The sequence below is a fragment of the Robinsoniella peoriensis genome (assembly GCF_000797495.1).
Taxonomy (GTDB): domain Bacteria; phylum Bacillota; class Clostridia; order Lachnospirales; family Lachnospiraceae; genus Robinsoniella; species Robinsoniella peoriensis.
In genome coordinates, this window is record NZ_JTGN01000002.1 from 557,734 (window position 1) to 570,967 (window position 13,234).

The 13,234-nt window shown below is 40.2% G+C and carries 7 protein-coding genes; all 7 read left to right on the forward strand.

Annotated elements, in window-relative coordinates; genetic code table 11:
- The first annotated feature begins 57 nt into the window (after positions 1-57).
- The 7 genes from QR40_RS06250 (at position 58) to QR40_RS06280 (ending at position 12,896) form a co-directional block, all read left to right on the forward strand.
- Positions 58-573 carry a signal peptidase I gene (locus QR40_RS06250; protein WP_027295111.1) on the forward strand — a complete coding sequence of 172 codons (516 nt, stop codon included), beginning with the start codon at positions 58-60 and terminating at the stop codon, positions 571-573.
- Between the two features lie 121 nt (positions 574-694).
- Positions 695-1,315 (forward strand): SipW-dependent-type signal peptide-containing protein, encoded by a 621-nt coding sequence (locus QR40_RS06255; protein WP_044293915.1) that lies wholly within the window; start codon positions 695-697, stop codon positions 1,313-1,315.
- Between the two features lie 108 nt (positions 1,316-1,423).
- Positions 1,424-2,032 carry a SipW-dependent-type signal peptide-containing protein gene (locus QR40_RS29560; protein ID WP_052430722.1) on the forward strand — a complete coding sequence of 203 codons (609 nt, stop codon included), beginning with the start codon at positions 1,424-1,426 and terminating at the stop codon, positions 2,030-2,032.
- 277 nt (positions 2,033-2,309) lie between these two features.
- Positions 2,310-2,489, forward strand: coding sequence for a hypothetical protein (locus QR40_RS06265; RefSeq protein WP_027295109.1), 180 nt, complete (start codon positions 2,310-2,312; stop codon positions 2,487-2,489).
- Positions 2,489-3,100, forward strand: a complete 612-nt coding sequence (locus QR40_RS06270) for a TasA family protein (protein WP_027295108.1) — start codon at positions 2,489-2,491, stop codon at positions 3,098-3,100. Before QR40_RS06265 ends, QR40_RS06270 begins: the two co-directional genes overlap by 1 nt.
- 86 nt (positions 3,101-3,186) lie before the next feature.
- Entirely contained in the window at positions 3,187-4,926 is a 1,740-nt protein-coding gene (locus QR40_RS06275; RefSeq protein ID WP_044293916.1) for a S8 family peptidase, read from the forward strand.
- Positions 4,927-5,210: 284 nt separating this feature from the next.
- On the forward strand, positions 5,211-12,896 hold the full coding sequence (locus tag QR40_RS06280; protein WP_044293918.1) for an endo-alpha-N-acetylgalactosaminidase family protein: 7,686 nt from the start codon (positions 5,211-5,213) through the stop codon (positions 12,894-12,896).
- Positions 12,897-13,234 lie beyond the last annotated feature (338 nt).

Sequence of the window (13,234 nt, forward strand, 5' to 3'; positions counted from 1 at the left end):
TTTATGTTATTTAAATGCAAAATACGACAAAAAAGTTAGAAGCTTGGAGGAAAAGAGATGTTAAAAAAAGTATGTGGGATATTAAGTTCTTTATTATTAATTATATTAGCATTAGTTGCAGCAGCGTTAATTGTACCACACTTTTTTGGATATCAAACGATGGCAGTCTTAAGCGGAAGTATGGAACCCAACATAGGTGTGGGTTCCATTGCTTATGTAAAGGAAGCTCCGTTTGATGAATTAAAAGTGGGAGATGTAATTAGTTTTCATATGGGAAGCGATACGGTGGTAACACATAGAATAAAAGATGTGGATCAGGAGAACCAGCTAATCACAACAAAAGGTGATGCAAATGAAGTACAAGATGCCGAACCGGTTGCAGCACCCAGCATTATCGGTAAGGTGGGATTTCATATTCCGCTCATGGGATATATCAGTATTTATGCTAAAACACCGCTTGGAATAGCGGGGATATGTGCCGTATTTATAGTGTTAATTCTGCTTGTTTTTTTACCTGAAATTTTCAGTAAAGACGAGAAAAAAGAAAATAAAAAAGATAGTAAAAAAGAATAAAAAAGTATCATGGAATTATCTCTGTATGACCAGTGTGTGACTGGATTGTTATATACTGGATACATAACATAGGAAGTCGAAAAGAACTTATAAATGGATAGAAAGAATAGGAGATAATGAGATGAAGAAAAAAAGTTTAGTTACGATGGTAGCAGCAGTTTGTTTGACAGGTGTAGTAATGGTTGGAGCAACTTTAGCGTACTTAACAAGCACGACAGATGTAGCACAAAATACATTTACAGTTGGTAAAGTAGAGATTGATTTAAATGAAAAAACCGGTGAAACGAATGAAGATTTTACGAAAGAAACAGAGTGGAATGATACGACCGATGGTAAGAATATGTATCCGGGACAGGAAGTTGCTAAGAGACCGGTAGTTACCGTCAATGCTGATTCTGCTGACTGTTGGGTGTATGTACAGGTAAGCGGAGCAGATGATTTAGTAAGTAAGAACTTTACTATTGATGGATGGAATACAGACTGGATTAAGACAGATGAAACTATAAGCTTAGATGGTATCTACAAATATAAAGATAAAGTATTAAAACAGAACAAAAATAATATACTTCCGGCTGTATTTACAAGCGTTAAATATAATGAAAAGGCAGAGGGTAATTTAGAAGGTACTGTTGGGACAGTAAATGTAGTTGCAGCTGCAATTCAGGCTGATGGTATTGATGAAGCGAAAGCACTGGAAGAAGCTACTGCACAGTTAAGTAAAGCATTAAATCCAGCGGCATAGACAACGAAAACATCATTAAATCAGCATATAATTTATTGTAAATATACCCCAAATATAACACTAAATATAACCACGGATATAATAAAGAGAGGATAGGTAAATATAATTATGAAAAAGAAAAAAATATTAACTATGGTAGCAGCAGTAGCATTAGTAGCAGTAATCGGAGTAGGGGCAACTTTAGCATATTTCACAGATAAAGACAGTAAAACAAACGTTGTAACAATGGGAAAAGTAGATATCGATTTAGAAGAGCCGGAGTTTAGTAAAAATCCGGATGATACAATTACGGACGTAAAGCCAAATCAGAGTATTGTAAAAGACCCTAAAATTACAGTAGCAGAAGGTTCTTTAGAAGCATATGTACGTGCCAAAATTGAGTTTGAAGGTTTAAGTGAAAAACAAATTAAAGATATTTTACCATTGATTGATATTGATACTCAAAAATGGTTTTTATCAACAGACGGATACTATTATTATCAGGCTCCAATGAAGGCTGGAGCATCAGATTATCTGTTCCAAACCGTAAAAATACCGGAAAACTGGGGCAATGAAGTATCTGGTTTGACATTTAAGATTAATGTTTTTGCAGAAGCTATTCAGGCTGATAGCTTTACTCCATATTCAGAACGTGGTTTAATTATGGGATGGAAAGATTCAGAAGGAAATGATATTCAGGCAGAAACAAATAAAACAGTTCCAACAGAAGTACAGTAAACAGGATAGCAATTAGCAGTAAATACTCACCAGAGCGTGTTTGAAATTCATCGCCTGATCTGATAGCTCCGCTAATCAGGGTGCAGCCGTGCAAATTAAGAACGTATCCCCACTACGCCGCCAATTTTGCACTGCCCTCCCGCAAGGTGGAGCAGTCAGCCGCATACGGGCAGTGTGAAAACACGCTTGAAGTTTATAAAATAACAAACTTCAGCAGCTTATTAGCGGGAAAATCAGCCTGATGGCTCAACGGAAGAAAGGAATGGATTCGTGACGTATGGGTGGTTCAAATAAAAACGAAGAAAAGACGTTTATTGTTACAGTAAAAAGCAGAAAAAATCAGACATGGCAGGGAACGGTAAACTGGGTGGAAGAAAAAAGAATACAGCCATTTCGTAGTGCATTAGAATTAATCCGTTTGATGGATTCTGCCATAGGTGTAGAGGAGGAAGAGTAATGGTTAAGAAAAAAATAGCGCTGTTGGTTACGACAGCTGCACTTATAGGTCTTGTAACCGTAGGAGCTACATTAGCGTGGTTCACGGATAAAGATACAGCGAATAATAAACTGGCAGTTGGTTTTGTAAGTGTAGAGATTGATGAACCAAACTATAAAGAAGAGAATTATCAGGCATTATTGCCGGGTGATCCAATTTGGAAAGATCCCACAATTAATCTGGCAGCTGAAAGCCAGGATTCCTATATCCGTATTGCAGCGCCAAAGGTAACCGTAAATGAGGTGGATTATCCTTTGTTTAATCAAGATGGATCTTCTGATTTTGGGTCGGTTTTAAATGAAAATTGGGTACTGAAAGGTGATTACATTTATTATAAGAACATTGTATCTGGAAATGATAAGGTTCCGCTGTTGAAAGAGCTGGGAAGCGAAGGCAATATCTATACAATGCAAATTCCTACATCATGGACAAATGCTTTTAATTCCGCGAAGATAGAGATTGTCTTCAATGTAGAAGCAATTCAGGCAAGGAATGTAACACCGGATTTTGGAAAAGACGCACCATGGCCGGTTAGCAGCCCGGATGAAATTATAGAATATCAGGCCAAATAAAATCATATAATGTATTAATATTTATTAAGGACGGAAGATTGTTTAATCTTCCGTCCTTAATTGCAGAATAAGGATGAGAATACGCTATGGCAACTGACCAAAAAATAGAAAATCTTCTGAATCTGGCGCTGGATGCCACTCCGGAAGAACGGGAAAAATCACTGACGTTAGATGTGGGGTATGATCCGGTGGACCAGAAGTGGGAAATTATCGTAAAGTACTCAGGGGATATCTCAAGGCTTGAGAGTGAAGACATTCAGGTAGTGGAATTAATCAATGAATACGCAATCATAACATTACCGGAATCTAAAATTGATTACCTGGCGGCACAGCCAGAGGTTGAATTTATTGAAAAGCCGAAGCGGCTGTTTTTCTCGGTTAATCAGGGGAGGGCAGCATCCTGCATGAATGTGCTTCAGACACCGGCTTTTAATTTAAATGGGGAGGGCATTATTGTTGCAGTTATTGACTCGGGGGTGGATTATACACATCCTGATTTTCGAAATCCCAATGGAAGTACCCGCATATTAAATATCTGGGATCAGACTCTGCCGGGGAATCCGCCAAAAGGATATAAAATCGGGACTGAGTTTGACCAGGCACAGATCAACGCTGCGCTGAACCCTGAGGCAGAAGGGGAAAGGTCTGCACAGGCTGTGCCATCCAGGGACTTAAGCGGTCACGGTACGCAGGTACTTGGAATCGCAGCAGGTAATGGAAGGGCATCTAACGGCAGATACAGAGGTGTTGCCTATGCAAGTGATATTATTGTAGTCAAACTGGGTCTGGCACGCCCGAATTCATTTCCAAGGACAACAGAGCTGATGCAGGCGCTGGATTATGTAATTAGGAAGTCTATTGAATACCAGAAGCCCGTTGCCATTAATTTAAGTTTTGGAACCGTTTATGGTTCACATGATGGAAGCGGACTTTTGGAGACATATATCGATGACATTTCGAATCTGTGGAAATCTACAATATCGGTGGGGACGGGGAATGAAGGAAGTACCGGAGGACACACTTCGGGGATACTGAAAAACAATGTGCCTGTAGAAATACAGCTGGGAATAGTAAATAATGAGTTGAGTATAAATCTGCAGATTTGGAAGTCTTATGTAGATGAATTTGAGATTACTATCGTGCATCCATCCGGGCAGGTTGTAGGACCATTACAGGAAGTACTGGGACCACAACGTTATATTGCAGGGGAGACAGAGCTTTTGGTCTATTATGGCGAACCCAGCCCTTATAGCACGTCCCAGGAGATCTACATAGATTTTATTCCCCGGGATACTTATATTGACAGCGGTATCTGGCGGTTAATATTTACTCCAAAGAGAATTGTAGAAGGGCGTTATGATGTCTGGCTACCGGCATCAGCAGCGGTAGGAATCGGCACGAGATTTTATCAGCCCACGGTTGAAACCACGTTAACTATTCCTTCCACTGCCAGGAAAGTTATTGCAGTAGGTGCCTATGATTCCAGACTTTTAACTTATGCACCTTTCTCGGGAAGAGGATATAACCGGGATAGCAGCCAGGTCAAACCGGATGTGTCAGCTCCCGGTGTTGATATTACAACTGCCACGCCTGGAGGGGGATATACCACTGTTTCCGGGACTTCTTTTGCAACACCGTTTGTTACAGGGGCAGCGGCGATGTTAATGCAGTGGGGGATTGTAATGGGGAATGATCCTTATTTATATGGAGAGAAAGTCAAAGCATATCTGATCCGGGGGGCGAGGCCTTTAAATGTAGAAAGGGTTTATCCAAATCCCACGCTGGGATATGGAACGCTCTGTGTAAAAGACAGCTTTCCGGGTTAAAAATGAATTTTATGTGCATTTTAACTTGACAATACACAATGATGAAAATGCAATATACAAAAGATATAAAATAGTATAACCTAAAGTGGAAAATGAGAGTGAAATTTAAGCCGCACTTGTGTAATCGAGTGCTTTTTTTGTGGAATATTGCTTATTTGCATAGAAGATATTGCTAAAATTTAGTATATAATTTATTCTGTGGGTAACAGTCTGGAACGTGTCCGAAAGCTATGATCAAACACGCTCTAAGATTCTGTAATAATAAGCAGGAGGAAAAAAGAGTTATGAGGAATAAGAGGAATCTGGCAGCCAGAATAATCAGCTTTACATTATCATTATGTCTGGTATGTTCCAGTGCTGAAGGTCTTTTCTCATCTGGGGTTGTGCATGCGGCAGAACTGCAGGAGAATGGGTCTGAGGTCATGGAGATACCAACAGAAACAGAGGTTGTAAAGGAAACAGAGTTGCAAAGTGAGATACCGGATATAGAGGAGACGGAATCAACAAGCGAAATAGATGGCGCCGATCGGGAAGAGGCTGCAACTGAGGCAGCGGAGACAGAGAGTGAATTGCAGGAAAAGAATGCTGCAACTGTGGCAGAAGGGGAAGTAAGTGCAGATGAAGCATTTGCCGGCCTGTTGGACGAGATGTATGCAGCAATGCCTGCAGGACAGGAAAAAGTCACTTATGGTAATAACTATCAGTCTAATCAGCCGGAACCATTTACTTATAAATCCGGTAAAGGAACAGCGACCGTAGATAACGGGCTGACTATGAAAATTGAATCTCTTACAGGCAATGAATTTGCAGCGACCTGGGATAATACACCATATCTTACCTCCGGTGTTATTTCCACCGTTTTTAAATATCAGTCTGAGGGTGAAAGAATTGGCTTTTTAATTAAGGCAAATGATGATTCAAATGGTATTTCCGTAAGATATGATGTTAAAGGCACCTGGAATATTCAGAGCCAGAATGAAGGCGGAAAATGGAAAACATTTTCAGGACCTGTTTTAGAGCAAAATACGGAATACAGACTTCGGATAGGTTTCTATGGAGACAAGATAATCATTGCTTTAGATGATGCTGTTATCTTTAATGAATCAGTTCCGAATGTGTTGACAGAGGAGCTTATTAATCAAAGAGGACAGATAGGAATATTTAAATGGTTTAACGTACCTGCAACAGTATCTATCAGCGATTTTAAGGTAGAAGGTGTAGGAACAAAGGACAAGCCATCCAACGTTGTGGAATATGTTCAGGATTATGAAGATCCGGAATATACACCAAACTGGAGTAATAATGCTGCATCAATCGAAACAACAGATACCGGAAACAGAGTATTGAAAATTGCAGCCGGTAAAGCAAGAGTGGTAGATCTGGATTCACCGGATATCAAAGAGGGAACCTTATCACTTCGTTACAAAGCAGTTGCACCTGCGAACAGCACACCGAAGCAGTTTGGATTCCGTTTTGGCGCTAAGGACAATAAGTTCCGTGAGTTAAACTGGGACGGGGGACAATGGGTTGTAGAGAATCAGTCTGGTTATCCTTCCATCGATATGCAAAAACCAGTGAACGGAACCTGGAATGATTTAATCATTAATTTCCAGGAAGGATCGATCACCGTTTATTTAAACAAAGAGCCGGTAGGAACCTTTACACTGGATGTATTAAAAAATGGTGTGGCAGGTCAGTTCGGTATCCGTACCTGGGGAAGTACTGCCGTATTAATTGATGATGTTATCTACACCAATAAAATAATCGAGCCGGAAGCTATCGTGAAATATGAAAATGATTTCCAGGATGGCATCACAGGAACCTGGAGCCAGGGATCACCTGCAATTGTAAAGGAAGGATCCAATAAGGTTCTGAGTTTAACAAATGTCAGCGGCATGGCTGAATTAACAGATGCCGTAAAATTATCACAGGGAACCTATGGGGCAAAAGTAAAGACAGAACATGCAGATCTTGGTCTTAAGATCGGCACTGGAATTGTGCAGTATAATGTAAATAAATGGGAGTTTGTCTTAGAAAATCAGACGTATCCATTAACAGGCGAAGCAGAATCACCAAAGTTAAAGGCCTGGAACGATCTCGCAGTTTCATTTACCGGAGACAAAGTAACACTCAGCATCAATGGAAAAAAATCTGCTGCTGAGATACCGGCAGGAGTTTCTATTGGAATGGGATATCCCGGAATAACAGGAACCGGTAAGATTTATCTGGATGATCTGCTTTACACGGAAAAGTTCGAGGATATCTCAACAGCTCCGCTGGATAAAGTTTATTATGAAGAATACTATGATACAATTGCAGCGGTAAACTGGGAAGAATTCGAAACACCCCAGATTAAAAATGGCTATCTGGAAGGTGCAGTTGCAGGGAATGCGGCGGCTGTTAACAGTGATATCAGTATGCCGGAACATGGTGTATTCCAGGTGAAAATGCAGGCAGACCAGCTGAAGAGCGGTATTCAGATTGGAAATTTAAAAGTTTACAATACCTCTGCAACGGAATGGGTTTTGGATAATGGATCAGAAATCACACCGCTGGGAATCAGTAAAGCAATTGCGGCTGATGCAGATTATATTCTCAGAGTGGAAATAGTAAAGGGAAATCTAACATTAAAAGTGAATAACCAGACTGTTGGAACCGCAAATGAAGTTTCTTATGATAAGACACAGGGCGGATTCGGTATCTACAATCCAAATGCAGAGAAAATGAATGTAAAAATCGATGCAATGGGAGCAGAGGAATTAAGCGTATATGAAGAAACCTTTGGGGAATTATATAATCCTAACTGGGAATCCAGCAAACCTCTTGATAACAGTAATAATGCGATACATAATACAGAAGCAGGCACGCTGACCATAAAAGTACCGGGCGTAACCAGATTCTTAAATAAGGATTCGATTCCAATGAAGGATGTGCATGCCACATTTGATTTCACACCTAGCGTTGGGGATGACATGCAGGGCGGACGTTATGGTTTCGTTTTCCGCGACACCGACTTTACCCAAGGATTATCGGTAGAGGTTGATATCAATGGAAACTGGCGTGTAAATGTAGATGACAGTACCAAGGGATTTGGCAAGACATTTTCATTAAAAGCAGGTGAGACTTATAAGGTAGCAATTGACCTGATTGGGAACACCGTACAGCTGAAATTTACGGACAAAGATGGGCTTGTCACAGATATGGGTTCCGTTACCATGGAATCTATGAAAAATACACCCGGACTCTTTGGTATAAAGTCCTGGTATGGAAGTAAAGAACTGACATTTGATAATTTTGAAATGATAGAGGAAGCTTCTCTTCCGTTATTCTCTGCAAATGAGAAAACAGTTGAGATTCAAAAAGACGGACTGACAGCTATGATTGATCAGTCATTCCCGCGTATCCTTTCCTATAAGCTAAATGAAAAGACTATGAGAGGTCAGGAAGATCAGCTGGGAACCGTAGTGCTGAACGGAGAAAAAGTATCACCGGCTGTAACCGGAACAAAGAAAGATGACAGTACCTACGAGTACGTAATGGAATTTGCAGATAAAGGTGTAACGATGAAAGCAACACTTTCTGTAGCAGAAAATCATGTGGTAGAATTTAAAATCACAGATATTGCAGAAAACGGCAGCTTTAAAGTGAAAACATTTTCACTGGGCGAAAGCACCTGGGCTTATGCAGATGACAAGATGGAAGGCGCATCTTATGCCTGGACAAAATCAAATGGCCAATGGCATGGTGTATCCGAAGAATTAGCGGATGATATGTCACAAATGGAAAAGAGCGGTGCGGAAGGAACTACCATGGCAATGATCAGTGGAAATGGTCTGGCTGCTTCCATCGAAAACAACGTAATGTCCGGCGGAAATAAAGTGGTAATGGAAAAATCCGTAAAATCCCTGGTAAAAAAGGCTCAGATACGAAATGGAGAATGGACTTACCGTTATAGCGATACCACCGATAAAGAAGAATTGCCCTGGGCAAAAATTGTCATTACAGAAGATGCTAATGCAGATGAAAATGTTGACTGGCAGGATGCAGCAGTAGCACATCGGAAATATATCCTGGAAGAAGCATTTGGTGCCAAAGACATGGCAAACAATATGATGTACATTGCATTTAACTTTGCAAGCCAGGCAAACGACCCATTCCTCAATTCCTTAGAAACAGGTAAGGTATTGTACAATTACATGGATGGATTCGGGCAGATGGTACTTCATAAAGGGTATCAGGCAGAAGGCCATGATGATGATATTCCTTCCTATTCCAACGTCGGTGTAAGACAGGGTGGGGTTGAAGACTTTAAAACTCTCATCGGCGAAGGCGATAAATATAACATGAGCATCGGTGTGCATCTCAATGCTACCGAATATCATCTGGATGCAAATGAATTATACTATAAGAACTTAAGCGGTGCTACAGCAGCCGGATATCAGAGTGACAGGCTTGCAAAAGGCTGGGACTGGATTGATACCGCATACTATGTAGACCAGACGAAAGATGTTGTCACAGGACAGCTTCAGAAACGGTTCAAAGACCTTTATGATTTAACAAAAGTTGGAGATAAAGGACTGGACTTCTACTATATTGATGTTTATACAGGAAATGATTATAATGCTTACAAATTAGTAGATTATATCAATGACCTTGGCGTTAAAGTAGGTACAGAGTTCTCCGGACCGATTGAGCCTGGCGTTACCTTTACACATTGGGGTACCGACCTTGGATATCCCAACAAAGGAAACAAGAGCGTTCTTTACAGAATGGTAAAAAATGATTTGGATATCTTTGTTGGAAATGCATTGTTCAAAGGACAGAAAATCCCGGTAGTAACTACCTGGGGTGATTCTAAGACCGATGTACAGCAGGGTGTGACCGTATTCTATAACGAAGTACTTCCTACAAAATTCATGCAGCATTTTGGTGTTTTAAAATCAGAAACAGACCAAATTACATTTGAAGGAAATGTTACCTCCACAAGAAATAAAGAAACAAAGATGGTGGAATTGCGTCAGGACGGAAAGTTAATCTCTTCCTGGGCCGACACTGGAACCACAACAGATGAAGGAGAACGCCATGCAGGAGAGGCAACTTCCCTGATTCCGTGGAGCTGGGATATCAAAACAGGCGACAAGTTAGATATTAACGGAGGCGCAAAGCTGTATCATTGGAATACAACAGGCAATCCGACTACCTGGGAACTGACAGATGAATTTAAGAATGTTGCTTCCTTTGATTTATATGAGACTACACAGCAGGGAAAAGTGTATAGCGAAACAATCGCTGTTAATAATGGCACAATCACCATCAACAGCAAGAAAAACACACCATATGTATTATATCCGTCCACAAGCACTCAGGTACTGAAAGCAGCAGGAGACTGGGGCGAAGGAAGCCCTGTAAAGGATTTTGCATTTAATGCAGAAAAATTTGCAGATGAAGGCGGCGTATGGGAAAAAAACGGAGATGCATCCATTGAGGTTGTACCGGGAAAAGTAAATTATGACATTTCCAAAGAAATGAGCGAAAACCGCTGGGACCGCTATGCACAGTTTAAGACAGAGGGCGGAACGCTGTCCCAGGAAATGACAGATCTGAAACCGGGACAGGACTACACCGTAGGTGTCTGGACAGAAACCCAGAACGGGCGTAAAGCTTCTATTGAAGTGACAATTGGAGATCAGACTTATACCAACTTTGTTACCGGTAAAGACGGAGTGCACCGCTCTTCCTTCAAATATGTGGGAACCAGATGGCAGAGAATGGATGTTGAGTTTACCGTTCCGGAAGGAGTAACCACAGCACAGATTAAGCTGACCGCAGAAAAAGGCGATGGAGTGGTTAACTTTGATGACGTAAAAGTATGGCAGCATACAACAACAGAAAATGATGTAAACAATTCAGATTATGTGCTCTATGAAGATTTTGAAAATACCTATGAAGGCTGGGGACCGTTAGAATATGGCGGCGGATCCAGAAAAATTCATATCGCATCCGACAGAAGCAATGCAAATGATAATAACGAAATTGTAAAGCCTGGCGAAGACAAAGTAGGACCTGTAATGACCTGGGTTTTAGATGGAGAAAACTCCTTAAAGCTCAACGAAAATGAAGTGGGCAGATATGTAGTTACAAATGAAAGCAGTTTAAAACTCCAGCCGAACACTTCTTATGATTTAACCTTCGATTATACATTAGAAGATGGCTGTGATTATGTAGTCTATGTAAAACCGGTAAGCCAGGGAGCAGAAGGAAAACTGGCATTCAAAGACCATGAAAATGCCACAGAGGTGAAACTGAAACATACCCCGACCTCCGGAGATAAGAAGACAAAGTCAACATTTAACGGTACATTCACTACGGGAGATGCTGAGGATTATCAGATTTACTTCTATGAAAAAGCTATTTTAAAACCAACGGATTCCAATCCGACATCTGCATATGCATTGATCTTAGATAATATAGGTGTGAAAACTAGCGACACAGATATGAAAGACCAGTTACAGCAGCTGTATGATGCAAACAAGGACTTAAAAGAAGCAGACTACACAGCACAATCCTGGAAAGTATTTAAAGCAGCACTGGATGCAGCCAAAGAAGCATTAGGCAGCCAGGAAGCAACAGTTGCAGAGTTGAAAGAAGCTTATGATGCTTTGGAAAAAGCAGCAGCGGATCTGGTAAAATACGGTGCCCTGGATGAATTGATTAAACAGGCGGAAGCCATTAATGCGGGTGAGTACACTGCAAACAGCTACGCAAGACTGGCATCAGCACTGGAAAATGCCAAGAAGGTAGACCGTAAGGACCAGGAAGCAGTAGATGCAGCAACAAAGAACCTGAATGATGCAATCAACGGACTTGTTAAAATCGTAGAAGCCCAGAGCGCATTAACAGAAGCAAAGAAAGTAGTACAGGGTAATTACACAAAAGATTCCTATACAACTTTACAAAATGCAATCAAAGAAGTAGAGAACTTAATTGCCAACAGTGTCGACTTAACACAGGCGAAACTGGACGCAGCCGTTGTCAGAATGACAGCTGCACAGAAATCACTGGTAAAAGTAGTACAAAAGAATGTAGTTGATAGTCTGAGAACCATTTACAACGCTTATAACGGAAAAGATGCTGCTTATACATCTAACAGTTTCGCCGCTATGAAGCAGGTTCTAGCAAGAATAGAAAAAGTTCTGGCAGATACCTCAAATGTATCTGAAAAAGAAGGTTCAGACTTACTGGCACAGGCCAAATCTGCAGAAAGCCAGCTGGTAAAACGTGCAGATAAGACAAAGTTAAACAGTGCTTATCAAAGCGTAAAGGCAATTTCATTCAGCAAGTACACAGACAAAACAGTGAAAGCCGTAAAAGATCTGTTCTCACAGATTGATGCAGTAATGGCAAATGTAAATGCAGACCAGAAAACAGTAGACGCACTTTATAACAAACTGAATCAGGCAGTAAAAGGTTTAGTGAAAAAGACCATTACTTCAGTCAAATTAAATGTGAAGAAAAAGACACTTGGAGAAAAAGAGAAATTTAAGTTAACTGTGAAGCTGAAACCATCCGGTGTCAGCGCAGGAACCCTTAAATGGAGCAGCAGCAATAAAAAGATTGTAACAGTTGATAAAAAAGGCAAGATCACGGCTAAGAAGTCAGGTAGCGCAACCATAACTGTAACAACAGCGAACAAAAAAAGTGCAAGCTGTAAAATTACCGTAAAGAAAAAGCCAAAAAGTGTTAAGCTTGTAGCGAAATCAGACAGTTTAAAAGTAAACAAGACCATGCAACTGAAGGCGAAGCTTTCAAAGGGAAGTGCAGGAAAAGTAACCTATACCTCCAGCAACCCTAAAGTTGCAACGGTTAGTGCAAGTGGAAAAGTAAAAGCACTGAAAAAAGGAAGGGTTAAGATTACGGTCAAAACTTACAATAATAAAAATGATTATGTTAAGCTTAAGATTGTAAAGTAAACAGTAAATTAAAGTTTAGAAATGTAAAGCAATATGATAGTAATATTAGGCTGGACATTTTAAAATGGATTGATTCGAAATAAGAAGGCAGCTGTTTCCGGTTAAATATAACCGGGGCAGCTGCCTTCTTTTTATAAAAATTTGTTGATCTGCTAATACAATTTGCTTTTTTATTAACTTTATAGTATCCTAAAAGAATAAATCACTCAAAATAACATTTGAAAAAATAAAAAATAAAAAAAGATACATAAGATATGAAAAAATACCAGATCCCTTCTTTTTTTGAATTTGTACTTCAATGACTTCCTCTTTCAGATAGTCTATCATGAAATAGAAAA

What these genes read in the sequence shown, in the direction of transcription:
- QR40_RS06250 (WP_027295111.1), top strand. Translation starts at nt 58, where the DNA reads ATGTTAAAAAAAGTATGTGGGATATTAAGTTCTTTATTATTAATTATA.
- QR40_RS06255 (WP_044293915.1), top strand. Translation starts at nt 695, where the DNA reads ATGAAGAAAAAAAGTTTAGTTACGATGGTAGCAGCAGTTTGTTTGACA.
- QR40_RS29560 (WP_052430722.1), top strand. Translation starts at nt 1,424, where the DNA reads ATGAAAAAGAAAAAAATATTAACTATGGTAGCAGCAGTAGCATTAGTA.
- QR40_RS06265 (WP_027295109.1), top strand. Translation starts at nt 2,310, where the DNA reads ATGGGTGGTTCAAATAAAAACGAAGAAAAGACGTTTATTGTTACAGTA.
- QR40_RS06270 (WP_027295108.1), top strand. Translation starts at nt 2,489, where the DNA reads ATGGTTAAGAAAAAAATAGCGCTGTTGGTTACGACAGCTGCACTTATA.
- QR40_RS06275 (WP_044293916.1), top strand. Translation starts at nt 3,187, where the DNA reads ATGGCAACTGACCAAAAAATAGAAAATCTTCTGAATCTGGCGCTGGAT.
- QR40_RS06280 (WP_044293918.1), top strand. Translation starts at nt 5,211, where the DNA reads ATGAGGAATAAGAGGAATCTGGCAGCCAGAATAATCAGCTTTACATTA.